Annotated in this window: 22 protein-coding genes; all 22 read right to left on the reverse strand. The window is 42.5% G+C overall.

Going from position 1 to position 26,063, the window contains the following annotated elements; translation table 11 throughout:
• Positions 1-89: 89 nt before the first annotated feature.
• The 22 genes from murC to IGI92_RS08830 all read right to left on the reverse strand — a co-directional run bounded on the left by murC (position 90) and on the right by IGI92_RS08830 (position 25,926).
• The gene (gene murC, locus IGI92_RS08725) at positions 90-1,424 is read right to left on the reverse strand and encodes a UDP-N-acetylmuramate--L-alanine ligase (RefSeq protein WP_301389204.1); all 1,335 of its coding nucleotides are present in this window, start codon (positions 1,422-1,424) and stop codon (positions 90-92) included.
• A 114-nt stretch (positions 1,425-1,538) separates the two neighbouring features.
• On the reverse strand, positions 1,539-2,003 hold the full coding sequence (locus tag IGI92_RS08730; protein ID WP_301389203.1) for a SprT family protein: 465 nt from the start codon (positions 2,001-2,003) through the stop codon (positions 1,539-1,541).
• The gene (locus IGI92_RS08735) at positions 2,000-4,186 is read right to left on the reverse strand and encodes a Tex family protein (protein WP_301389202.1); all 2,187 of its coding nucleotides are present in this window, start codon (positions 4,184-4,186) and stop codon (positions 2,000-2,002) included. Before IGI92_RS08735 ends, IGI92_RS08730 begins: the two co-directional genes overlap by 4 nt.
• Positions 4,187-4,321: 135 nt before the next feature.
• Positions 4,322-5,056 (reverse strand): metallophosphoesterase family protein, encoded by a 735-nt coding sequence (locus tag IGI92_RS08740; RefSeq protein WP_194188481.1) that lies wholly within the window; start codon positions 5,054-5,056, stop codon positions 4,322-4,324.
• Between the two features lie 163 nt (positions 5,057-5,219).
• The gene (locus IGI92_RS08745) at positions 5,220-5,591 is read right to left on the reverse strand and encodes a VOC family protein (protein ID WP_008380092.1); all 372 of its coding nucleotides are present in this window, start codon (positions 5,589-5,591) and stop codon (positions 5,220-5,222) included.
• Positions 5,592-5,613: 22 nt separating this feature from the next.
• Entirely contained in the window at positions 5,614-6,027 is a 414-nt protein-coding gene (locus IGI92_RS08750) for a DUF1149 family protein (protein WP_008380094.1), read from the reverse strand.
• Between the two features lie 93 nt (positions 6,028-6,120).
• Positions 6,121-7,173: a SepM family pheromone-processing serine protease gene (locus IGI92_RS08755; RefSeq protein WP_005235759.1), complete on the reverse strand. Its 1,053-nt coding sequence runs from the start codon at positions 7,171-7,173 to the stop codon at positions 6,121-6,123.
• Positions 7,163-7,657, reverse strand: coding sequence for a pantetheine-phosphate adenylyltransferase (gene coaD, locus IGI92_RS08760; protein ID WP_301389201.1), 495 nt, complete (start codon positions 7,655-7,657; stop codon positions 7,163-7,165). The genes IGI92_RS08755 and coaD overlap by 11 nt, the downstream gene beginning before the upstream one ends.
• 1 nt (position 7,658) lies before the next feature.
• Complete coding sequence (gene rsmD / locus IGI92_RS08765) at positions 7,659-8,213, reverse strand: 16S rRNA (guanine(966)-N(2))-methyltransferase RsmD (RefSeq protein WP_430606771.1); 555 nt, start codon at positions 8,211-8,213, stop codon at positions 7,659-7,661.
• A 100-nt stretch (positions 8,214-8,313) separates the two neighbouring features.
• A complete protein-coding gene (locus tag IGI92_RS08770; protein ID WP_005235753.1) occupies positions 8,314-8,658 on the reverse strand; it encodes a YlbG family protein in 345 nt (114 codons plus the stop codon).
• Positions 8,645-9,073 (reverse strand): YlbF family regulator, encoded by a 429-nt coding sequence (locus tag IGI92_RS08775; protein ID WP_301389199.1) that lies wholly within the window; start codon positions 9,071-9,073, stop codon positions 8,645-8,647. The genes IGI92_RS08770 and IGI92_RS08775 overlap by 14 nt, the downstream gene beginning before the upstream one ends.
• Positions 9,060-10,190 carry a CAP-associated domain-containing protein gene (locus IGI92_RS08780; RefSeq protein WP_005235750.1) on the reverse strand — a complete coding sequence of 377 codons (1,131 nt, stop codon included), beginning with the start codon at positions 10,188-10,190 and terminating at the stop codon, positions 9,060-9,062. The genes IGI92_RS08775 and IGI92_RS08780 overlap by 14 nt, the downstream gene beginning before the upstream one ends.
• 15 nt (positions 10,191-10,205) lie before the next feature.
• Positions 10,206-13,634 carry a pyruvate carboxylase gene (locus tag IGI92_RS08785; protein WP_005235747.1) on the reverse strand — a complete coding sequence of 1,143 codons (3,429 nt, stop codon included), beginning with the start codon at positions 13,632-13,634 and terminating at the stop codon, positions 10,206-10,208.
• A 22-nt stretch (positions 13,635-13,656) separates the two neighbouring features.
• Positions 13,657-14,820 (reverse strand): FtsW/RodA/SpoVE family cell cycle protein, encoded by a 1,164-nt coding sequence (locus IGI92_RS08790; protein WP_042890716.1) that lies wholly within the window; start codon positions 14,818-14,820, stop codon positions 13,657-13,659.
• A 2-nt stretch (positions 14,821-14,822) separates the two neighbouring features.
• Entirely contained in the window at positions 14,823-15,122 is a 300-nt protein-coding gene (locus IGI92_RS08795; protein WP_010748186.1) for a YlaN family protein, read from the reverse strand.
• A 370-nt stretch (positions 15,123-15,492) separates the two neighbouring features.
• Positions 15,493-16,527 (reverse strand): diacylglycerol kinase, encoded by a 1,035-nt coding sequence (locus tag IGI92_RS08800; RefSeq protein WP_016620058.1) that lies wholly within the window; start codon positions 16,525-16,527, stop codon positions 15,493-15,495.
• Positions 16,528-16,537: 10 nt separating this feature from the next.
• On the reverse strand, positions 16,538-17,968 hold the full coding sequence (gene gatB, locus IGI92_RS08805) for an Asp-tRNA(Asn)/Glu-tRNA(Gln) amidotransferase subunit GatB (RefSeq protein ID WP_005225979.1): 1,431 nt from the start codon (positions 17,966-17,968) through the stop codon (positions 16,538-16,540).
• The gene (gatA, locus tag IGI92_RS08810) at positions 17,965-19,437 is read right to left on the reverse strand and encodes an Asp-tRNA(Asn)/Glu-tRNA(Gln) amidotransferase subunit GatA (RefSeq protein WP_430606775.1); all 1,473 of its coding nucleotides are present in this window, start codon (positions 19,435-19,437) and stop codon (positions 17,965-17,967) included. Before gatA ends, gatB begins: the two co-directional genes overlap by 4 nt.
• Positions 19,437-19,742: an Asp-tRNA(Asn)/Glu-tRNA(Gln) amidotransferase subunit GatC gene (gatC, locus tag IGI92_RS08815; protein WP_005225977.1), complete on the reverse strand. Its 306-nt coding sequence runs from the start codon at positions 19,740-19,742 to the stop codon at positions 19,437-19,439. The genes gatA and gatC overlap by 1 nt, the downstream gene beginning before the upstream one ends.
• 215 nt (positions 19,743-19,957) lie before the next feature.
• Positions 19,958-21,988, reverse strand: coding sequence for an NAD-dependent DNA ligase LigA (gene ligA, locus IGI92_RS08820; RefSeq protein WP_301389198.1), 2,031 nt, complete (start codon positions 21,986-21,988; stop codon positions 19,958-19,960).
• Positions 21,989-22,001: 13 nt separating this feature from the next.
• Positions 22,002-24,245: a DNA helicase PcrA gene (gene pcrA / locus IGI92_RS08825; protein WP_101699062.1), complete on the reverse strand. Its 2,244-nt coding sequence runs from the start codon at positions 24,243-24,245 to the stop codon at positions 22,002-22,004.
• A gap of 214 nt (positions 24,246-24,459) precedes the next feature.
• Positions 24,460-25,926, reverse strand: coding sequence for an alpha-amylase (locus tag IGI92_RS08830; protein WP_005235728.1), 1,467 nt, complete (start codon positions 25,924-25,926; stop codon positions 24,460-24,462).
• Between the last annotated feature and the right edge of the window lie 137 nt (positions 25,927-26,063).

Genomic DNA, 26,063 nt, shown 5'->3' on the forward strand with positions numbered 1-26,063 from the left:
CCGACAAAAGTGCAAGTTCGCGGTGCTGCTTTTGCAAAAACTTCAGATGTAAAAAACTCTTGCAGCAAACACGCCACAAGAGTCTTTGATTACAATACGTTACGAGTTGTATTGCTTAGTAGTTTTTCATAGGCTGTTTCAAATTTTTGCACATCGCCTGCTCCCATAAAAATCACGACAGCATTTTGATGATCTAGTAGCGGAGAAACGTTCTCTTCTTTGATCACAGTTCCGCCTCTTTGAATTTTATTGCCCAGATCTTCAATTTTAACATCCCCTCGGGATTCACGAGCAGATCCAAAAATATCACATAGATACACATGGTCTGCAAGATCTAACGCTTCCGCAAATTCATCCATTAAAGCGATCGTACGGGTAAAGGTATGTGGTTGGAAAACAGCAATAATCTCTTTATCCGGATATTTTTGACGAGCGCCATCAATCGTTGCTTTGATTTCTGCAGGATGATGGGCGTAATCGTCTACGATCGTCATATCCGCTACGATTTTTTCGCTGAAGCGACGTTTCACTCCAGGGAATGAGAGCATCTCAGCGGCAACTTCTTTCATGTCCAATCCTTCTTTGTAAGCCACAGCGATCACACTGAGTGCGTTATTGATGTTGTGTTGACCAAACGCTGGCAACACAAAATGGCCAATATTTTCACCATGGATAAAGACGTCGAACTCTGAACCTTGGGTGGTGCGTTCAATGTTTTTTGCTTGAACATCGTCGTTATCGTTGACTCCGTAATAGTAGATTGGGACATCTGCTTCAAGTTTACGCAGGTACTCGTCATCACCAAAAGCAAAAATGCCTTTTTTTACTTGACTTGCCATCGATTGAAAGGCTGAGAAGACATCGTCAATCGAGTGGAAATAGTCCGGATGATCAAAATCGATGTTGGTCATAATTGCATAGTCCGGTGAATAAGCTAAGAAATGACGGCGGTATTCACAGGCTTCAAATGAGAAGAATTCCGCATCAGGTTCCCCATGACCGGTACCATCGCCAATCAAGAAACTTGTTGGCCGGATGCCGCTTAAGACATGAGAAAGTAATCCTGTCGTACTGGTTTTTCCGTGAGAACCAGTCACAGCAATACTCGTATAGGGCTGAATGAATTGGCCAATAAAGTCATGATAACGAGTGACTTCTAAACCAAGTTCTTTGGCCCGTATGATTTCTTCGTGGGTGTCAGGGAAAGCATTCCCTTGGATAATGACCATTTCTGGTTGAATGTTTGCTTTATCGAAAGGCAACAATTTGATTGCTGCTTTTTCTAGATCACGTTGAGTGAAGAAATATTCTTCCACATCAGAGCCTTGTACTTGGTAGCCTTTTTCGTGCAGAATCAAAGCCAATGAACTCATACCGGAACCTTTGATTCCAACAAAATGATGTATTTTGTTTTGTTTTTCCATTATTATAATCCTCTTTTCTCAAATCCGCGTCGTAAAAAAACGCGTGTATTGACAAATATCAGGTTGTCACACGACCTACATTATCATACAAAATGAAAAAAATAGCAACGAGTTTTATTTTTCGACTTGACTTTTCTCATCATTTCCTATTTCTAGCAAACGTCCACGACATTTTCCACAATCATATTTTTTGATATCCACACGCCGCTGCCGCCGAATCTCGCAGCCGCAATTTTGACATCGATAGCGATGTTTAGCTGTCCTTTTGGCAGGAGGTGCATACCGCAGGCCTCCCGTTTTTGCCAGCAATGCTTTAAAAGCAGGATCTTGGTGACGATGACCAAGACCTGCTAAATGCAAATGATAGTGACATAATTCATGCTTGATAATGCCGATAAAAACCTCCATCCCGTGTTCAGTAAGCATCACTGGATTGAAATCCAAGTGGTGATCACTTAGATGGTAACGGCCACCGGTTGTTTTTAAGCGAGAATTAAATACCGCTCGATGCGTAAATGGTTTATTGAAAACAGACAGCGAAAGCTCTTCCACCAAACGCTGCAATTCTTGTTGGGTCATTTAGCATTTCCTGGATCGACCATTGTTAAACTGATACGGCCTTTTTTGACATCTACTTGCTCGATCCAAACGGTTACGACGTCACCAACGGAAACAACGTCTTTCGGATGTTTTACAAACGAACGGCTCAGCTTCGACAAATGAACCAGTCCATCTTGTTTGACACCGATATCGACGAAAGCACCAAAGTCGATCACATTTCGAACAGTTCCTTTCAGTTCCATTCCCGGTTTTAGATCCTCCATACTCAACACATCTTTGCGCAATAATGGGGCTGGCATTTCATCCCGCATATCACGTCCTGGCTGCATTAACGCTTTTAAGATATCTGTGATGGTTTCTTTCCCGACAGACAATTTAGCAGAAAGTTCTGCTGGACGCATTTGCGCCAACTTCACTTTATTTTCTTCCGATTGTTCTTTCCCAAGCCCCGCTAGAGAAATATCCGCGAGCGCCAAAATTTCTTTGGCAGTGTCATAACTTTCTGGATGAATCCCGGTATTGTCCAAAATGACTTTTCCGCCAGGAATCCGCATAAAACCGATCGCCTGTTCATAGGCCTTTGGCCCTAAGCGAGGGACTTTTTTCAGTTGATTGCGCTGCGTAAATACCCCCTTTTCTTCTCGATAAGTCACAATATTTTGAGCGGTCGTTTTATTTAGACCAGCCACGTGCTGTAAGAGTGCCGCACTTGCGGTATTGACATCAACGCCTACTTGGTTGACGACTGTTTCAACGACAAAATCCAATTGTTCGGCTAAGCGTTTTTGTGAGACGTCATGCTGATATTGCCCGACGCCCACCGATTGTGGATCAATTTTGACTAATTCTGCCAGCGGATCTTGCAGACGGCGACCAATACTGATGGCACTGCGTTCTTCCACTTGCAGATCAGGGAATTCTTGCCGGGCGATCGGACTGGCCGAATAAACAGAAGCGCCTGCCTCATTCACGATCACATAATATACCTCTTGATCGATCAATTTTAATTGTTCAGCGACGAATTGCTCTGACTCTCGACTCGCCGTCCCATTACCGATTGCGACCATTTCAACTTTATAGGTTTGCAATAAGCGACGAAACGCTGGTCCAGCCGCTTCTCGTTTATTCATCGGCGCCGGTTTATGGGGATAGATCACTTCGATCGCTAATACTTTTCCTGTCTCATCAACGACGGCCAATTTACAGCCCGTTCGATACGCTGGATCAAACCCTAAAACGACTTTCCCCTTCAACGGAGGCTGCAGCAGCAGATTGCGAAGATTTTCTCCAAAAATCGCAATTGCTTGTTCGTCGGCTTTTTCTGTCAACTCATTGCGGATCTCTCGTTCGATCGCTGGTAAGATAAAACGTTTCAAGGCGTCAGCAGCAGCAGTTTGGACAAAACTGGCTGCGGGTGAATCACTATTTGTGATCAATTTCCGACGTAGGTACTCCATGATTTTTTCTTCATCTGCCACAAGCGTTACCTTCAAAATGTCTTCTTTTTCTCCACGATTGGTGGCTAAAACCCGGTGGGAAACCATCTTATTGATAGGATGTTGGAAATCGTAATACATTTCATAAACGCCTTTTTCATCTTTTTCAGCATTTTTGACCGTGCTCTTATACAGTCCTTTGTTAGAATAATAGCTCCGAATCCAACTTCGAAATTCTGCAGTATCACCAACGCCTTCTGCAATGATCTCATGGGCGCCAGCCAAGACATCTTCTACAGTAGGAACAGCATCACTCATAAATTCGGTCGCTTTTTCTTGTACGTCACCTATTTTTGAGAAGCTTAACAGCCACTGAGCAAATGGTTCCAAGCCATTTTCTTTGGCGATCGTCGCTTTGGTGCGTCGTTTTTGTTTATAAGGACGATACAGGTCTTCGACGGCCTGCATTTTTGTCGCAGCTAAAATCGCCTGTGATAGTTCAGGCGTTAGCTTTTCTTGTTCTTCTATCAAGCGCAAAACTTCTTGCTTGCGTTTCTCTAGGTTTTCTAAGTACTGATACCGCTCTTCGATTTCTCGAATCTGAACTTCGTCAAGTCCATTCGTCATTTCTTTACGATAGCGGGCAATAAACGGAACGGTATTTCCTTCTTGCAACAACTGTAACACCGTACTGATTTGTTTTTGGGTAAAAGAGGTTAGTTCTTGTTTCACTAAATCAAGTACCTCTTGATTCATTTCTGCCATTCGTTCTCACCTTTCCTTTGTTGCTTTTGCTATTTTAACATAAAAAAGTCAGCCATTGAGGAAACAAGAAGGCACGAAAGGAACATTGCTTCGGGGCTCTTGTAATGGCTGCTTTTCTCTTTTTAGAAAAGACTTTTAAAAGTCTGGTTGCCAAGGTCCTGCTAAATTTTGATATTCGATATCTTGAAGGACCCCTTTGTCATCAAAAATCACGCCATGCACCGATCCACCAAATACTGCCCCGCCATCGATGCCGATCTTGTCGTCTTGTTGCCAAAGATCTGTTGTCTGCATATCTCCATGCAGCATGGGCGTGATGGTATGGCCAAAAACGATCGTTTTTCCTGTACGGTTTTTCCCTTTATGAAAAGGTTCGCGAATCCAGATAAAATCGTGGTCGGTGGTCTTCCGCCAATCTTTTTTACTTAAATCCACGCCCGCATGGACAAAGAGGTACTTTCCCCACTCGTAATAAAGTGGTCGCTCCATTAAAAACTCTATTAAGTCTCCATACCTACTTCGAATCATTAAGGCGATTTCCGTCGGCGAATACTCCTCAGTGGCGCCTATATGCAAAAGACTTTCAATCGTTTCTTTGCCACCATTGCGTACGTAGGCGGCGAACCAATCCTCAGGGGCATTTAGAAATTGCAGAAAATACTCTTCGTGATTGCCACGTAAATAAATCGCTTGATGTTCTTCGACTAATTTCTTTCCAAGCAATAAACACTCTTTGGACATTGGCCCTCGGTCATTTAAATCACCAATCAAAAGCAACTGATGGATTTTCGGATCATATTCCGCAAGAAGACTTTTAAAAAGATCGGCCATTCCATGAATATCACTGATTGCATAAAGATAGTTTTGCATAGTCATTCCCTCCTTAAAGGCAATTGAGTCTCTTATTATCAATTTTAGCCCTTTGGCTGCAAAATGTCTTGCATTAAAACAAAAAACAATCATTCGCCTTGAACGGTTCGACAGCATAGAGTCGGGTTCATAAAGACGAATGATTGGTTACGATCGGCAAAACCTATTTTCCTGATACAGCAAAATAATTGCCATCTGGATCGGCAAAATTGAAAACCAGTTGTTCTTCCATCTGAATCAATTCACCCACTTCTGCTTCCATCTCTAAAAGTTTTTTATAGAGAGCTGTAATGTCCTCAGCAAAAAACATGATCGATGGAGAATTCAATGCGACTTCAGGTGAGTGCGTTTCGATGAACTCACGGTCATATAAGACAAAATGAGCCTCTGCCTCTTTTGAAGGAGCGATTTCGACGACGGATGTTCCATCGATCGTTTGCTGTTCAATGATCACAAAGCCTAATTCTTGCCAAAACTCGACAGCTTTCGTCACATCATCAACGTAGAGCATCACTTGCATTTGGTTGGAAAACAATGGAAATCCCTCCTATTTCAACTTATTTTTCTTCTTCGGTCGATTCTTGTGTGGGGTTCGAGTTGGTATTGAAGTTCAGTTGGAGTCCTGGTTTATCGGTCACGATTTCTGTCACCTCATACGTCAAGCGTTTAACGATATCAAACAATGGCTCAACCAAACGATCAGTTTCAGCTTTTGTTAGATCTTCTCCAGAATTGACTTTACGATTCAAAATATGATTGACCTGTCCGACACGTCCTGACAAAACATAATCAGGGAACACTAATTGAAATTCTAGCCGGGCGCCAATAATACTGTTTTTTTCCATATATTCTTCATCTTTGACTTTTAACGGCGCAAAGCCGACATTCAATTTGGTTTCCATTTCTTTGTCTTTCGGTTTCATATCGAAATGATATGCTTCAACGATCGGTTGTTGTCTTTTTAATTCCACTAGATTCACACTCCTTATCTAAAAGTATAGCATAACCTTTTCTTTGAGCCTACTGTATTCTTTAGACAATAAAAAAAAACGGCGAGTGCCGTTTTAATTTGCTTCTTTTAGTGTTGCTAGATAATCCAAGGCATCTTGGACATTGGCGATCGGAACGATTTTCATATCCGTGTCTAACTTTTTCGCTGCTGCTACTGCCTCTTCATAATTTGTTTTGATGGAAGGATCTATTTCACGCTCTTCGTCAGTGATTTCATCATCTGGGGCAAAGAAGATTTCTGCACCACTTTCACTGGCACTCGCTACTTTTTTATCGATCCCACCGATTCGACCAACGGTTCCGTCAGCTGAGATCGTTCCTGTCCCAGCTATGTTGTGACCTTTACGTAGGTTATCTCCGGTCAACTGTTCATAGATTTCAAGGGTGAACATCAAACCAGCGGAAGGTCCTCCGATATTGCCAGAATCGATCACGATCTCTTCATCAGAAGTGATCTCTGTATGATCGACGAGGGAGATGCCGATACCGGCTTTTTGATTGCTCTCCAGTTCAATTAGTTTGCCCGTTGCTTCTTTTTCTTCGCCATCTTGCAAGTAAGTCACGGTGATTTCATCACCAATGGTTTGACTTTGGACGTAGTCGATAAAATCTTGACTGCTTTTAAATTCTTTACCATTGACTGCGGTGACGGTATCTCCAACGGATATTTTCCCAGCAAAGCTGGAATTTGGATCGATCCCCATGACATAGACCCCTTTATAGGTCATTTCATAAGGTAAGTCTGCCAGCTTTAATGCTTGCTCAATCGCACTATTTTGCGAGGATTCCATATAGTAGCGTTGAATGCGGTTGTACTCCTCATCTGTCGCACCGCCTAAAAGTTCTTCCTCACTGATCAAGTCTTGGAATTCATTGAATTTCGTTCCAATCGCTGTGAACACGGTAGCTTGTCGAATCCCAACACTGGTCAAAGAAAAGGAGCCGGCTGATGTGTCTTCTTTTTGATTGACGGTAATCAGCTCTTTTAAATCGATCGTTGCTCCTGGTTGCTCGATATAATAGGGAATCGGCAAAAAGGCACAAGCGGCGATGATCAGCGCTAAAACAAACAAGAGAACATATTTGATCGTTGATTTAAGATTCATTGGTATCACGCTTCTTTACTATAGCATCGTAGATATTTTGAGGTAAATATTCGGCAACATCGCCGTCAAAGGTCAAGATTTCTTTCAACAAACTGGAACTGATGAAACTGTGCTTTGCGTCTGCTAAAAGAAAAACGGTCTCTAATGAGGGTTCTAGGTGATGGTTCATTTCCATAATGTCCCGCTCATATTCATAGTCTTTCACACTGCGAATGCCTCTAAGCAGAAACTGGGCACCTAATTTTTTCGCAATCTTGACTGTTAGCTCTGTTTCTTGTGCCAGAATTTTGACGTTAGGAATATGGGCGAGGGCTTCTTCGATCAAATGAACTTTTTCTTCACTAGTAAAAAAACTTTTTTTATTGGTGTTTGTAAAAACGCCGACGATCAATTCATCGAAAAGCGTGGCTCCTCGCTCGATCAGATCAACATGACCGGATGTCAATGGGTCAAAACTCCCTGGAAATAAAGCAATCTTTTTCACGTTATCCCTCATTTCTATAGATCGTCACTGCCGATATGCCATAGGTTTGGGCACGGACCAAATGCAACGAGCCGATTTGTTCTGGTAAGTTGATGGACTTGTCTGTTTCGCAAACTACGTATGCAGACGGGCGAATCAATTCATCCTTCAGCATAGATTCTAACTGATGCACAATCTCTTGCTTTGCGTAAGGTGGATCTAAAAAAAGATAGTCAAAACTTTGTCCCTCAGCTGCAAACTGCCGTAAAGCTTGATTCGCATCCATTTTTAGCACCGTGAACTTTTCGGGTTCTTTGGTTATAGCAATATTTTCGCGGATCACTTTGGTTGCTGGAAAACTACGGTCGACACAAACCGCATGATTGGCACCACGAGAGATCGCTTCGATAGCCAAGCCCCCGCTTCCGCTGAATAAATCCAGTACAACTCCTCCATCTAAATATTGCCCTAACATGTTAAAAATCGCCCCTTTTACTTTGTCTGTCGTGGGGCGAGTGTTGTCTCCAGCGAGACTTTTTAATCTGCGGCCACCATATTCTCCGGCTACTACACGCATGCTTTTTTCCCTCCAAGATCTTCGTAAATACAAATATAGCACTGTTTCTATAAATAGCAATAAAAAAATGGCGGTGACTCAAGGCACCCCCACTTTTTTATTACACGTTTTCTGCCAATCGAATCATCGTATTTTTTTCTTCGATATCAAACCCTTCATCTTTCACTGGATAGGCTGCTGACGTACCAATTTTTTCAGCAAAATCCATTTCGACATCTGGTCGATAGGAAGCTTCAACTTGTCGAACAAAGTGAAACTGCTCGATTTTTGTTTTTTTGCTTTCGTATTCTTCTTCGTTCAAATACATGACCACGTATTTCATCTTGCGTGACACATAATGAACAAAACCAAAACGGCGCAAATTCTTTAGTTGACGTAGGCTGTAAACCCATACGATCAATCCTCGACGCTTTTGCATCGTAAAAGGCTCTTTATCCTCGTGCATGACAATTTCCTCCACAACTTGATTTTGATTGAAAAAAGGGACTCCCAGCGTCCACTTTGACAGAGGGAGAAAAACAAGTAGAGATCGCCACAGTCAGTTCATCCAGCAAACGCTGCAGTTGTGTTTCACTCCAGCGATACTCACTTACTTGTTCATTAAGATCCAACTGCCGCTTGGCTGTGCGCAACGCCCGTTTTTTTTCTTTGAAATCAGGCGCATACTCACCGTAAACTTCAATTCTTTCAAAATCTAGTTTTTTTTCTAAAAACGATCGCATCAATGTCTGAACATCAGGGTCTTGATGCATGACCTGTTTCGCTTTTTGATAGGTTTTACACGTTTCACTTGCTTTGATTGCCTTCACAAGTGCTTCGATTTGATCTTCAATCTCAAAAAAGGCTTCATCGTAAATCATCTGACGTACTATCCTCGGTCCCTTCCACATCTTCTTGCACTAAGACTACCATATTTGCTTCAGAAAAAGCAATTCCTATCTTTTCTGATTGTTCATGGGTCAGGCGCTCAGTAAATCTTGGATTACTGAACCAAGATAAAATTGTAAAAGTTGGATCATAAACAGGCGCTTCGAAGATTGAAGCAGATGCTTCCAATTCCTTTTCCGCTAACAACTCTCGCCATTCGTCATTCGATAAGACAAAATTACTTGTCTTTTCCGAAGAAAGTGCTCGTTGATAAGAATGGATTCGTTGAGAAGTCAAATAGTCTGATAGGTTATTCGTCAAATTAAATAAAAGTCCAGCTGCTTCTTGATGTGTTTGGGTATCCTGTGAGAAGCTATCTAAGCCGATTTGCTGGCGAATTTTATCGATGATAACAAACGCCAGGGTCTCTTTTTCAAGGTTGGCTTGGGCTTGGTCAATTGTTTGCGAAACTTGAAACAGCGGTCGCTGCCCTTCCGTCAAAGGATAAGGTGCCAGTTTAAGTAATGTGGTCTGATCCAAGTAAGTGACGGCTTGCAGTTGGGCAGTCTCCTGATCAAAGAACAAAACAGCAAATGTCCCGTTGTCAAAAGCCACTAATGGACGGTAGTTCATATCTTCTTCCATCAATTCGAAACTGATCGCACGATCATTTTGTGTCAAGGTAAAGTTAGGATAGATCATGGTCAACTCCGTCAAGTCAGTCAAGGTCATGCCCATCGTAAAAGGTGCCAGGGAAGAGCCCCCGGCGCCGATTACTTTGATTGCTTGCACACTTTCACCATCGGTATTGATCTCAACATACTGTTGATCGTCTAATTGATTGTAGACCCGAATTTCAAACTCGTAACCTGAGCGATACGTTTGAACTGGAAGACCATAGACTTCTTCGAAATCCGAAACAGGTTCCCCGATCAATTCAGCTAATCCTTGAGCTGCGATTGGTTCGTAATTCATGTTTGTTGGTGCTTTGATTGGGTTTTCGATCGTCACTCTTGAATCTGAAGCGTTTTGCATGAATACTGGCTGCAAATACACGATTATTAGGGCTAGGACAAATAAGCCGCAAAACAATAATCCTCTTCGCTTCATCTGTGGATCGACTCCTTACTTCTCTTTGACTTCAATCAAAAGATCTCCTGACTGAATTGGTTCCCCATCGGTTACATACACATGTTCAACTACGCCTGAGAAGCGGGCCTCAACCGAAGTTTCCATTTTCATCGCTTCCGTGACCATCAAGGTTTGTCCGCGTGCCACCCGGTCGCCTTTTTTGACTAATACTTCTAAAACTGAGCCACTCATCGAAGCACCGATCTGTTCTTTGTTCGTTGGCTCTGCTTTACGTTTCGTTTGAACAGAGCTGATGATTGAGTTGTCCTTAACGACGATTTCTCGGCGTTGTCCGTTCAAGTTAAAGAAGAGTGTTCGGTTGCCTTCAATATCTGGCTCACCGATCTCATCTAGACGAATGATCAAGATTTTGCCTTTTTCTAATTCAACATTGATCGTTTCACCTAAGCGCATGCCGTTAAAGAAAGTTGGAGTATCAAGAACTTTCACATCTGCAAACTGTTCATAAGCTTTTCGATAATCAAGGAAGACTTGCGGATACATCAAGTAGCTCAAGACTTCTTCATGTTTTGGTTCATAGCCGATTTTCTCCGCTAGTTCTTGCTTCACATCAGCAAAATCAACTGGCTTCGCGAATGTTCCAGGACGTTCGGTAAAGGCTGGGCGTCCTTTCAAGATAATGCGCTGTAATTCTTTCGGGAAGCCACCAACTGGCTGACCTAACTCACCTTGGAAGAATGTGATTACTGACTCAGGGAAGCTTAATGTATCGCCTTTTTCAAAAACATCTTTCTCAGACAAGCCATTTTGAACCATAAAGAGTGCCATGTCCCCAACGACTTTCGAAGAAGGCGTCACTTTCACGATGTCTCCAAACATCATATTGACTTCATGATACATTTCTTTGATTTCATCCCATTTTTCGCCTAAACCAACGGCTTTGGCTTGCTGCTGGAGATTGGTATATTGTCCCCCCGGCATTTCATGCTTGTACACTTCCGTTTGAGGTGCGTTCAAGCCATTTTCAAAGGAATGGTAGTACATGCGGACATCTTCCCAGTAGTGGTTCAACTGTTGGATATTGTCTACATTGATTTCTGGGCAGCGTTCGCCGTTCAATAGTGCATAATACAAACTACTCATACTTGGTTGACTCGTTGCGCCACTGACCGCTGACATAGCGACATCCACGATGTCAACACCGGCTTTAGTAGCTGCTGAGTAAGTAATGATCCCATTTCCACTCGTATCATGGGTATGCAGATGAATCGGCACATCGATCGTATCCTTTAGCTCACTGATCAAACGATAAGCCGCTTGCGGTTTTAATAATCCAGCCATATCCTTGATAGCAATGATATGGGCACCAAGGTTTTGCAATTCTTTCGCCATATCTTTGTAGTATTGTACTGAATATTTTTGACGGGTCGGATCATTGATATCCCCGGTATAACAAATCGTTGCTTCTGCAATTTTTCCTGTATCGCGAACGGCTTGAATACTTTTCTCCATTTGTGGAACCCAGTTTAAACTATCAAAGATTCGGAACACATCAATTCCTTGCGCTGCAGATTCTTTGATGAATTCTTCCAATACATTGTCTGGATAATTGGAATATCCCACAGCATTGGAGCCTCTAAACAACATTTGCAACAAGGTATTCGGCATTTTTTTCCGGAACATCCGCAATCTTTCCCATGGATCTTCTGTTAAGAAACGGTAGGCAACGTCGAACGTTGCTCCACCCCACATTTCACTTGAGAACAATTGTGGCAGGCCAGCTTCCGTCATCGCGGCAATTTTCTTAAAGTCATGGGTTCTTACACGAGTTGCCAACAAACTTTGATGGGCATCTCGGAAGGTTGTATCCGTCAGTAAGACATTGTTTTGTTGACCGATCCATTCAACGACACCCTCGGCACCTTTCGTATCTAAAATATTTTTGGCGCTGACAAAATCAGGCGTTGCTTGGATGTGTTGTGGCATCCGTGGCTCATTATAAAATGGTTTCTTTTGTTTTTCGATCCCCGGAAATCCATTGATGGTAATTTCCCCGATATACTTCATGGTTTTGTTTCCACGATCACGAATCCGAGGGAAATTGAATAGTTCCGGCGTATTGTCGATAAAGGTGGTTTTGGCTTCACCCGAACGAAAGGCTGGATGAGAAACGACATTTCGCATGAAGAGAATGTTTGTTTTTACCCCACGTACACGAAATTCTTTCAAACAGCGCATCATTTTCTGAATCGCTTGATCAAAGGTTGCCGCATGTGTACAGACTTTTACAAGCAGTGAGTCGAAATACGGGGTTACCACCGCACCTGCGTAAGCATTTCCGACATCCAAACGAACCCCAAATCCACCTGGAGAACGGTAGGTATCAATCTTACCAGTATCTGGCATAAAATTATTCGCTGGATCTTCCGTTGTCACGCGACATTGAATCGCAACCCCTTCGAAGCGAATATCTTTTTGTTCAGGAATCCCAATTTCTTTATGCAGATCCTTGCCTTGTGCAATTAGTATTTGTGTCGTCACGATATCTAAATTGGTGATCATTTCAGTGATTGTATGTTCCACTTGGACCCGAGGGTTTACTTCGATGAAGTAAAATTTATCGCCTTCAACTAAAAATTCCACTGTTCCGGCATTGATATAGCCAACATGCTTCATCAATTGAACGGCAGCTTGACAAATTTTTTCCCGTTGTTCAGTCGTCATTGACACACAAGGTGCCACTTCGACTACTTTTTGGTGACGGCGCTGAACAGAGCAGTCACGTTCAAATAGATGGACGACATTTCCGTGCGTATCCCCTAGAATTTGGACTTCAATATGTTTTGGATTACTAATATATTTTTCAACGTAAACTTCGTCACTACCAAATGCCGCTTTCGCTTCACTTTTGGCACGTTCGTAGCCATCACGTGCTTCTTTTTCATCATGAGCGACACGCATGCCTCGACCACCGCCGCCAAGAGCTGCTTTGATCATGATTGGATAGTCATGTTCGTCAGCGAATGCTAAAACGTCGTCAATCGATGCCACTGGACCGTCAGATCCGGGAATGGATTGAATCCCCGCCTCGATCGCTGCTGCTTTTGCTTTGATCTTGTCGCCAAAAATATCTAAGTGGTGAGTGGATGGTCCGATGAAAATCAAACCTTCTTCTTCACAGCGCTGAGCAAAGCCCAGGTTTTCTGATAAAAAACCATACCCTGGATGAATCCCTTCAGCCCCGGCTTTTTTCGCTGTGCGAATAATATCTTCAATGTCTAAATACGCATCAATCGGCCGTTTGCCTTTCCCCACTAAATACGCTTCGTCTGCTTTAAAACGATGGACGGAGTATTCATCCTCCGCAGCATAAATACCGACTGTTTTGATTCCTAACTCCGCACATGCGCGGAAGACACGAATCGCGATTTCTCCACGATTGGCAACAAGAATTTTCTTCATCTAATCCACTCCATTCAATTGATCAATAATTCAAATAATATTGTTTCCTCTTTTCTTCGGCACTGATATTTAATACAAAACCAATACAAATCGACAGCATCAGCAAACTTGACCCACCCTGACTTAAAAACGGAAAAGTGATTCCCGTCAATGGGATCAAACCAGTGATCCCCCCTAAGTTGATGAAAATCTGAGACATAAATAATGTCCCTATGCCGATACACATCATGGAATTAAAGGGATCTCTTGAACGGATACCGACAAGAAAGATCCGTCCCACCATATAGAACAAAACGCCTAAAATGATGATCGATGGGATCAAGCCTAATTCTTCCATAACGATCGAAAATATATAATCGGTGTGCGCTTCGTTTAAGAAGCCACGTTTTTGGATACTATTTCCAAGCCCGCGCCCGAAAAGTCCACCGTTGAACATTGCGTAATACCCATTGACCATTTGATGACCTGTATTGTATTCATCAGCAAACGGGTTCAAAAAGGATGAAAAGCGACTATAAACATAAGCTGGTAAAAGCTTACCGCCAGTTAGATTCACAAATAGGACAATCAACATACTCCCAACGATACCTGCCAACCCCAATATCAAAGTGTACAAGTAATTCAATCCACTAGATAATAAAACGACAAAAGCCAGTAGCATGACGATCACAGCATTCCCTAAGTCGGGATAAAAGGCCATGATCCCGGTGTAGACGAAAACGATTCCGATTGGACGCCAAACCGTTTTCCAAAATTCTTGTTGGATACCTTTTTGACGATAAGATAGCGTCACCGATAAAAACCAAATCACAATAAACTTTAAATACTCTGCTGGCTGAATGGAAAAGCCAGCAATCGATAACCAACCGAGTGCCCCATTTCTTCTTGGGAAAAAGAAGGCAGCGATCAATAAAAACAAGATGACGATCATGGCGATCTGGACAAATTTTTTGTTCCGAAAAACATCCGTTTTCATTTTATACATGACAGTGATCGCTATTAGGCTCACCAACCAAAATAATGTTTGATTGATGACGTAAGAAGCAGCTGTGGTCGGTTGTGTGGCGGTCATCGCAACGTAAGATGTGGAACTATAAACCATCATCAAGCCCGTGACACACATAACAATATATGGTAATAAAATACTATAATCTAATAAATGTCTTTTCTTTACTTTCTCTGGCAAGTTTATGCCTCCTTGCCGATGTCAGGTGTCCGCTGGTCCTCGTAGACCTCGCTATACAATTGGTTCAAATCTTTTTCAAGATCCGCCATCAATTGCTGCCCTGTTTGATTATCAACGATCCCCAAGCGGATCGCAAATGCCACTTGTCGTGATAGACCATACATCTGGGTATCAACCACTTCTTCAAATGCTTTGCATTGTGCGATACATAAACTATTTTCTTGGTTTCGGATCAGCTTTTTGATTCGTTCTGCGTCATCTCTCAGCAGATCAAGCGCTTTTGTAGAATCGATTTGCTCCATTCCGGTCCCCCCATTTCTTCGTTTCACCATTATAGCATATTCTTATTCGCTTTTGCATCCATAGATTGGATAGAAATACGGAAATAACGAACTTTAATGAGCATATATTCGAAAAGTTCGCTTTTTGACGATTATCATTCGTGTTTTGAAAATTTTATTCGTTTTATTTATATGATCAGCGCCCGATCTCGTGAAACAAAGACAAATCGTGAAACACTTTGTAAAAAACGTCCTTTACTAAAATTTAAGAAAAGCTATTCTATCAAGTATTCGAAAAAAAATCGGTGCCTGCTTTTCCACAATTTCGTTTTAAAAAAAGAACAGGTCCAAAAGTCCCTGTTCTTTCAACTCGCATGAAAAGAAAAATCGTTTACTTTGTTTCGTCGCCGATCTTGCCATCCCCATTGATGTCCTCATCGGAAAGACGTTCGACTTCTTTAATAAACCCTTCGCTCATCTCTTGATAATTTTGCTCACCAACGACCGCATCGTCAGGGATTTGATCGACATTTGCAAAAAACTCAATATGATTGTGTAGGTTCTCAAAGCGCATAGGAGCATCTCCGCCGTATTCGCCATCAAGGTTGATCATTAAACGATTGACCTGTTCTGGTGCGTCTACTTCAAGAAAAGATGTTTTCGTATAAATCAGACGACGATCGTTGATGTGTTTTCCACCATTCATCATTAAAGCAACTAAGTGGACGATCTCAAAAATATTGGCCGTTTTGACAATGATCAACGAAAATTTCCCATCGTCAAGCTTTGCATCAGGCGCAATCTGTTCAAAGCCCCCCACTGAATTCGTCAGCCCTAAAAAGAACATCGACGCTCCGCCAATGTATTCTCCGTCTTCATACTTTAGATGCATTTTGATTGGTTTGACACGAGGGAGTAATTCCGCTCCTTTTGCTAGATAAGCTAAGTAGCCAAAAACACTTTTCAGTTCAGAAGGAACATCGTAGGTCAATTCCGTTAAGTGCCCACCAGCAGCAATGTTGATAAAATACATGTTGGGTGTTTTTCCGACATCCATTTTCACTGTCTGCTGCTTCAAAATAACTTCCGCAGCTGCTTTGATATCCGTACGGGGAATCTTTAGTGCTCGTGCGTAGTCATTGGTCGTGCCTCCAGGAATGATCGCCATTTTTGGTCGCTTTTCTATAGGAGCGATCCCATTGACGACTTCATTGATCGTGCCATCACCACCGGCAGCTACCACCAAATCAAAACCAGCTTCGCCAGCTCTTCTTGCTTCATCACGGGCGGAAAATGGTGCAGCGGTGGTGGCAAACGCACTCGCCTCATAACCGCCTCTTTCCAAAACATCTAAAATATCTGCTAAATTTTTTCGAATCAATTCTTTCCCAGATGTCGGGTTATAGATTACTCTTGCTCTTTTCATCGCTTGCCTCTTATCGCTTTGCTAGTTCTTCTTGCAACAGCTTGTTCACAACGCCTGGATTCGCTTGTCCTTTGGTTGCTTTCATGATTTGACCAACTAAGAAACCAACTGCGCGGTCTTTTCCGTTTTTAAAGTCATCGACGGATTGTTGGTTGTTATCTAGTACTTCATTGATCATTGGTAGTAATTGCGCAGGATCTGATAATTGGATCAATCCTTTGGCTTTTACGACTTCTTCAGCGTCGCCGCCGTTTGTGATCAATTCTTTGAAGACTTTTTTCGCAATCTTCGAGCTGATCGTGCCATCGGCGATCAAACGAATCATTCCCGCTAAATTGTCTGGGGTTAATTTCGTTTCTGGCAGTTCCAATTTTTCACTGTTCAGATACGCTGAAACTTCCCCCATCAACCAGTTAGAAGCTTGTTTGGGATCAGCACCGGCATCAATGGTTTTTTCAAAGAAATCGGACATTTCTTTTGATAAAGTCAAGACCATTGCATCGTATTCTGGCAAGCCCAATTCAGAGATGTAACGGGCACGACGTTTTTGCGGCATTTCTGGCAAGCTTTGACGTACCCGTTCGATCCATTCATCATCGATCACAAATCGTGGGATATCTGGTTCTGGGAAGTAACGATAATCAGAAGAACCTTCTTTGACACGCATCAATAAAGTTTTGCTGGTTGCTTCATCAAAACGACGAGTTTCTTGTTGGATCTCGCCTCCAGAAAGCAATACTTTGGCTTGGCGTTTTTCTTCAAATGCTAAACCTTTTTTCACGAAGGACATAGAGTTTAAGTTTTTCAGTTCTGTTTTTGTTCCGAATTGTTCTTGGCCGTAAGGTCGCAACGAAATATTCGCATCGCAACGCATAGATCCTTCTTCCATCTTCACATCGGATACTTCTGTAAACAAGATGATTGAACGCAATGCTTCTAGATACGCATATGCTTCTTCTGGTGAACGCATATCCGCTTCGGAAACGATCTCGATCAAAGGGGTTCCTTGACGATTTAGATCAACATAAGAATAACCGCCTTTGCCGTGCATGTTTTTCCCGGCATCTTCTTCCAAATGAACTCGCTCAATGCGGATTTTTTTCTTTTTACCTTCCACTTCGATTTCAATCCACCCATCATGACCGATCGGTTGATCGAATTGTGAAATTTGATAGGCTTTTGGATTATCAGGATAGAAATAGTTTTTGCGGTCGAAATGTGTTTCTTTTGAGATTTCACAATTCAACGCAAGCGCAGCTTTCATCCCAAATTCGATAGCCGCTTTGTTCATTACTGGTAAAACACCTGGATAGCCCCAGTCGATCACATTCGTGTTGCTATTTGGTTCAGCGCCAAAGTGAGCAGGTGCTGGAGAAAAAATCTTTGATTCTGTTTTTAATTCTACGTGGACTTCAAGCCCAATGACTGTTTCGAAGTTCATGCCTTATCCCCTCCTAAAATCACTGGTTTTTTCGTGTGGAAATCAGTTGCTTGTTCAAAGGCATAAGCCGCTTTATACATGGTTGCTTCATCAAAATGTTTCCCAATGATCTGCAAGCCGACAGGCAGTCCTTCAGAAAAACCTGCTGGAATCGACATCCCTGGCAGTCCTGCTAAGTTCACAGGAATGGTTAAAATATCATTCAAGTACATAGTGATCGGATCATTGATATTTTCTCCAATACCAAATGCTACCGTTGGGGAAGCTGGGCCAATGATCAAGTCGTATTGGCTGAAGACCTTATCGAAATCTTGTTTGATCAACGTTCGTACTTGCCCGGCTTTTTTGAAGTAGGCATCGTAGTAGCCAGCACTTAGTGAAAACGTACCTAACATGATCCGACGTTTTACTTCTTCCCCGAATCCTTCACTGCGCGAATTAACATAGACATCTTCTAAATTGCTGACATTTTCTGAACGGAAACCGTAACGGATGCCGTCAAAACGTTGCAAATTAGAACTTGCTTCTGAAGAAGCGATGATATAGTAAACAGCTACCCCATACTTTGAATGTGGCAAGCTGACTTCTTCCACGGTCGCTCCTAACGCACGGAAAGTGTCTGCAGCTTTTAAGATCGCTTCTCGGACGCCCGCTTGAATTCCTTCGCCTAAGTATTCTTTTGGCAAAGCAACTTTCATGCCTTTGATATCACCAGTCAAACCTGCTGTAAAATCAGGAACAGCTGCCCCGGCTGACGTACTATCTTTTGCATCAAACCCACTGATGGCATTTAATGCGATGGCATTGTCTTTCACACCACGGGTCATTGGACCAATTTGATCTAACGAAGATGCAAACGCGATCAAACCAAAACGAGAAACCCGTCCGTATGTTGGCTTCAACCCGACGATTCCATTGAAAGCTGCTGGTTGGCGAATCGAACCACCCGTATCGCTACCTAATGATAAGGGGATTTGTCCCGCTGCAACGGCAGCCGCCGAGCCACCTGATGAACCACCAGGTACTTTTGTCTCGTCCCAAGCGTTTTTTGTTTTCTTAAAGAACGACGTTTCCGTACTCGCCCCCATCGCAAATTCATCCATGTTTAACTTACCTAATGGAATCATGTCTGCTTGGTAAACTTTGTCCATGACGGTTGCATCGTAGATTGGGTCAAAGTTGCCTAAAATTTTAGAAGCAGCTGTTGTGCGTAGATCTTTGGTAACAATGTTATCTTTGATCCCAATGGGAATCCCTGCCAACACATTGCTTTCAGTGATACCTTTTTGATCGATAGCTTGCGCTAACGCATGGGCTTTTTCTTCGTTCAATGCAAGAAACGCATCGACTTTTGGCTCTGTTTCTTTAATGCGAGCAAAGGTTTCCCTCGTTAGATCTGTCGCAGTAATTTCCTTTGACACTAATAAACTATGCAATTCTTCTAAGCTTTTATTATATAGTTCAGTCATTATGCACCCGCCTCCCCATTGTCAATGATTGCAGGCACTTTAATAAAGCCTTCTTCGGATTCTGGAACATTTTTCATTAATTCATCACGGTCCCAGCCACCTGTCGTTACATCTTCACGCATCACATTGATCGTTTCTGCGACATTCGATGTAAAGGGTACTCCTGTAGTATCCACTTCTTCAAGTGTTTCTACCATATCAATAATTTTTCCTAGCTGAGAGGTAAACTCATGTAATTCATCATCTGAGAATGAAAGTTTTGCTAGTTTGGCAACGTGTTTGACTTGTTCTTCGCTGATCGCCATAAAATCCTCCTCTTTCTCGCATCCGTAATCTACGTTTACGTTTTTCCAATGTATTGTATCATTTTTTTAACAAATCATGAAATAGAATTTGAAAATTATCAAATATAATTGCAAATAAAAGCAGAAATCATTTCTTTCCTCGGATTGCAGGGAAGAAATGATTTCAATTAGACAAGAAGAAACAACTGCTTCTCGTCTGTGACAATACTTAACAGTTATTGATCTGCCGAATGACTGCCTTCGATCGCAGCCACCATTTGAGCTTCATCCCAAACGGTAACGCCTAGGGACTGTGCTTTGGTCAGTTTACTGCCAGCCTCTTCCCCGGCAACAACGATATCAGTCTTTTTCGACACACTGCCTGTTACCTTCCCACCGAGATTTTCAATTCGTTCCTTGGCTTCTTCGCGGGTGAAATGACTCAATTTTCCTGTCAAAACAACTGTTTTCTCTTTAAATGGCGACTCCACTTCTTCCAATTGATCCGTTCTCAGCCCTAAATAAGCAAAGTTAACACCCGCTTTTTCAAGTTCATCTAAAAGGTCGTGAACTTCTTGATTGTCAAAATACGTAACGACACTTTCCGCAATTGTAGCACCAATGGTTTCCAACGAAATGATCTCTTCTTCTTTGGCTTTGCTAAGGGTTCGAAGGTCACCAAAATGTTCCGCTAAAATCCGAGCCGCTTTGGCACCAACATGACGGATGCCTAGCCCGAAAATCAAGCGCTCAACTGAATTTTCTTTGCTTTGATGGATGGCACGCAAAAGGTTATTAGCTGATTTCTCTTTGATTTTATCGAGGGTCAGCAATTGTTCTTCTGTTAAAAAGTACAAGTCGGCCACATCTTTAACTAAGGATTTATCGAACATTTGCTCTAAAACACGTGGCCCTAAACCATCAATATTCATAGCATTTCGGGAAACAAAGTGGCTTAACCCCTCTTTGATCTGCGCCGGACACTTCGGATTGATACAACGCAAGGCAACTTCTTCATCTAAATGGATCAGCTCACTCCCGCATTCGGGACAATGTGTAGGCGATTCAAAGGGTTCACTTGTTTCCGTGCGTTTTTCTTCCAAGACTTTCGCAACCTCTGGAATAATGTCCCCCGCCTTATAGATGATGACCGAATCGCCAATGCGAATGTCCTTCATTTTAATGAAATCTACATTATGCAAACTGGCGCGGCTGACCGTCGTTCCGGCAACCCGGACAGGGGTCATAACAGCGGTCGGTGTCACAACACCCGTTCGTCCCACGGTCCATTCGATCGTTTCGATCACTGTTTCCGCTTCTTCCGGTGGAAATTTATATGCCGCCGCCCATCGGGGTGCTTTTACGGTAAAGCCTAGCGCATCTTGGTCTTTAAAATTATTGACTTTGATGACAACACCATCAATCTCGTAAGGAAGCTCACTGCGCTTGTCATGAAACTCTTCGATATATGCCCACACCTCATCGATGGTGTGGCAAACTCTGCGTTCGTGATTTGTACGAAAGCCTAATTGATCTAATTCATTCAATGCCGAAAATTGATCATTGGCTTCAATCGGACCAAAATCAGCCAGTGTGTACAAGAAGGTGCTTAAGTTTCTTTGGGCTGCGATCCGTGTGTCTAATTGTCGCAAGCTTCCAGCAGCTGCGTTTCTCGGATTGGCAAAAACCTCCACCCCTTCTTCTTCTCGCTGTTGATTCAATTTCAAAAACGAAGCCTTTGGCATATAGCATTCGCCACGAACTTCCAACGAGATCGGTTCTTTTAATTTCAGTGGGATCGATTTGACAGTCTTTAGGTTTTCTGTAATGTTTTCACCTACCGTACCATCTCCTCGAGTCGCTCCCCGAACAAAGCGCCCTTCTTCATATTTCAAGGAAATTGACAATCCATCGATCTTTAACTCGCAGACATAATCTACCGCTTTCCCCAATGCTTTTTGAACACGAGCATCAAAAGCCACGATTCCTTCTTTGTCAAAGACATCGTTCAGGCTATAAAGTGGGATATCATGGGTGACTTTTTCAAAGCCAGGTAAAATGATGCCGCCTACTCGTTGGGTGGGCGAGTCTTCGGTTATTAGCTGCGGATAATTGGTTTCAATTTCAACCAGTTCTGCATACAGCTGATCATAGAGATAATCTTCAACAGAAGGTTGATCTTTTACATAGTATTCGTACGCGTACTGATTTAATTGCGTACGCAGCTCTTCTGCTCGTGATTGGATTTCTTTTGAAGGGACATCCATCCTAATATCCTCCTTATTTTTCAACTTTTTCAATCGGCGCAAAGGCCGCCAACAATCGTTTGACGCCTTGTTGTGGGAACGCCACATCTAATTCGATGTCTTGCGCGCTGCCAGTCGTCCGAACGACCGTACCGATTCCCCATTTTTTATGTTGAACTTTCTCGCCTACTTGCCATGTATTACCAGCTGCAGAGGTCTGTTGCTTAGAAGCGACGGTCGTTTGACGCGGCTGTGTATAGCTCGGTTTAAAGACTTTTGGTTGAAACGGTGCAGCAGCTTTCGGTTGTGAACGCTCGCCTAATGATTGCAGCAGATCTTGTTCAATCTCCTCGATAAACCGTGACGGACGATTGTATTGGGTACGACCGTATAATGTTCTGGAAAAAGCGTTGGTCATAAAGAGCTCTTCCTCAGCACGAGTGATTCCCACATAAGCAAGGCGCCGTTCTTCTTCGAGTTCGCTTTCTTCCATTAAAGCCCGAGAAAGCGGGAAGATATTTTCTTCCAAACCAATCAAGAATACCACTGGAAACTCCAGTCCTTTTGCAGCATGCAAGGTCATCAAAGTCACTTGACTACTTTCTTCTTCATAACTATCGACGTCTGACAATAAAGCTAAGTCATTTAAGAAAACACTCAACTTCTCATCTGGTGCATCTGCATCGTCTTCGTTTTGCGCCTCAAATCGTTTATCGAATTCTTGGGTAACCGATAAAAATTCTTCCAGGTTTTCAAGTCTAGCTTGTGCTTCTAAATTATTCTGGTTGACTAACTCTTGACGATAACCCGTCTTTTCTAATATTTCTTTCGTCAGTTCAGTTACTGAGAGGTAAGGAACCATTTGGGCGAAGCCATCCATCATCATCCCAAAGCTTCCTAATTCTTTGCCGGCCTTTCCAGAAATATTCGCCAACTCGACGTTCATGGCTGCTTCTAGCAATGACCACTCATGAAGATTCGCAAAATCTCGTAGTTTTTCGACGGATGTCGCACCGATCCCACGTTTTGGTACATTGATGATTCGTTCCAAGCTGATGGAATCACGAGGATTGGCGATCGCCGATAAATAAGCCAAAATATCACGGATTTCTTTGCGGTCATAGAACTTTCTGCCGCCGACCATCGTATAAGGAACGTTGGCTTTTAAAAGCATTTCTTCAATGATCCGTGACTGGGCGTTGGTCCGATACAAAATCGCAAAATCACCGAATTTACGGTTCTTTTCTGCAATTTGTTTCTGCATTTCACTGACGATAAATCGCGCCTCATCTCGTTCACTATCCCCGCGATAATAAGTGATTTTTTCCCCATCACGATTTTCTGTCCACAGATTTTTGTCTGGGCGGTTGCGGTTATTTTTGATTACTTGGTTTGCCGCATTTAAAATCGTTTGCGTTGAACGATAGTTTTGCTCTAACAATATCGTTGCGGCATCCGGATAGTCTTTTTCAAAGTCTAAAATATTTTGCATGTTGGCGCCACGCCAACCGTAAATACTTTGGTCCGCATCCCCAACGACACAAAGATTTCGAAAACGAGCGGCCAATAAATTGACTAGCGTGTATTGGGCATGGTTGGTATCTTGGTATTCATCGACATGGATATAGTGGAATTTCCGTTGATAAAATTGCAGCGCATCTTCATTGTCTTGGAAGAGGCGGATCGTATTCATGATTAAATCATCGAAGTCCATGCATTGATTATTACGCAGCTCTTTTTGATATTTTTCATAACAACGACCTACGATTTGCTCAAAGAGACTACCTTCCATGGCTTGGTAAGCTTCAGGTGTCAACAGCTCATTCTTTGCATGAGAGATCGTTCCCAAAATAGAACGAGGATCATATTTTTTGGGATCGATATTCAATTCTTTTAATACTCGTTTCATCAGCGTATTTTGCTCAGAAGAATCAATGATAGTAAAATTCTTCGAATACCCGATTCGATCAACATCCCTGCGCAAAATTCTGACACACATCGAGTGGAAGGTTGAAACCCAAACGTCTTCACCACCCGATCCTAATAGTTGACTGACCCGTTCTTTCATTTCACGTGCCGCTTTATTCGTAAATGTGATGGCTAAAATATTCCATGGATTTACATTTTTTTCTTCTATTAAATAGGCGATTCGGTGGGTTAGGACACGGGTCTTCCCGCTTCCTGCCCCTGCCATCAGCAGCAACGGCCCTTCCGTATGCATAACGGCTTCTTTTTGCCGTGGATTCATGCGTTTAAGTAATTCACTTTTGGATGACATGCTTTTAAACATCCTTTCTTTCTCAATCTTCTCAATTATAGCATTATCCGTGAATGGGGAAAACCGAACGCTTTGAAAACTTTTAATTAAAAGCGCTTTGATTTTAGTACTCACGATGCCATCAGTTTTGAAAGAAAAAAGTCAGTCCGTTGTTTGTTTACATAATAAAAAGGCTGTAAACTTACCAGCCTCTTATTATGACTATTGAAAGAGATCAGCTAAAGTATTTCTCTACTAGCTTTTCATTCACATAAATTGACACTTGCCCATCATTGACCGGGAAAACACCTTTTCCGGTATCATCTAAAACAACTTTCGCTTCATTATTTCTCAATATATCCACGAAGGTCTCTCCACCATGGATCGCGCTGATGGTCATTTCTTTTTCCGCACCTTGAGCATTGGTCATCACGACCGCCAATCCAGAAAGTTCGTGTTCATAATCCCCCGTTAATACCCAACCAATACAATTAGAATCATCAAAATAGTCCACTTGATTCCCAAATGCAAGCTTCTCTCGAAGTTTTAACATATGGATCAAAGCATCACCAACAGGAGCGATTTCTTGCGCTGGGATTCCGAATAAGTCACCCCAGAAAACAACCGGTACACCCGCTTTTCGTAAAAGGATCAATGAATAAGCATGGACTTTAAACCAACCGTCTATCCAAGATTGTAAACTTTGACCAACCTGTGTATCATGATTGTCCACAAAAGTCACGGCATAATCTTCGCGCGCGGCAGTCAGTGTACCGGCAAAAATTTGACTCATATCATATTCGCCATTTGAGTGAGATGCTTCATATAAATTATAGTGCAAAGGCACATCGAATAAATAAATCAGATTTCCTGAAGAATCTAAATACTCTTCTAATTTTGGCAGATCCCCTGACCAATATTCTCCCACAACGAATAGCGGTTTGCCTTTTTCTTCCCGACGGTTCAAGATCCAGTCCGCATAATAATTGAACTCAATGTGTTTGACCGCATCTAAGCGATAGCCATCAACACCAGTCAGCTCTTGGTACCATTGCCCCCATTTATTGAGCTGTTCCACCGTCTCAGGGTTTTCCATGTCCAGATCACAACCCATTAAGTAGTCATAATTGCCCATCTCATCATCCACTTGGCTTTCCCAGCCCTTATCAGCGAAGTTAAAAATCCCGTGGTCTTTGTTACGGTCATCATAATCAACACCAGAAAAATTATGCCACGTCCAAACGTAATCATTGTACGTCCCTTGACGTCCTGGGAATGTGAACTTGGTCCAGGCTTCGATTTCTTCCTCATCACTGATCGGTTCATTACGGTTTTCGGTATTGTATTTAACCGCTGGAACGACTTCTTTTTCATCGGCACCAATCAAGTGATTGAAAACGATGTCGGCATAAACCTCTATTCCTTGTTCTTGCAGTGCTTTGATGGCTTCTAAGTATTCATCCTTTGTCCCATATTTTGTTGGCACCGACCCCTTTTGATCGAATTCGCCTAGATCATAATAATCATAGACACCATATCCAACGTCTTCGGACCCAGCTGTCCCTTTATAGGCAGGCGGCAGCCAAATTGCGGTAAATCCATACTCTTTGATTTCTTTACTCATTTCTTTCAATTTGTTCCAGTGTTGGCTATCTGCCGGCAGGTCCCATTCGAACCCTTGTAAAATGACTTTGTTATTCATTTATTTATCCCCCCTTAATTCAATTAAGCCAAATAATAGTAAAAATTGTCAAATATAAGGACAGCAATCTCAGGAAAATGAAGGTTAGCATGACCGTTTGTGACCGATTTCTATTATTCGCGCTTTCATTTTGAATG

This window comes from Enterococcus sp. DIV2379 (assembly GCF_050542965.1).
GTDB classification, from domain to species: Bacteria; Bacillota; Bacilli; order Lactobacillales; family Enterococcaceae; genus Enterococcus_D; species Enterococcus_D entomosocium.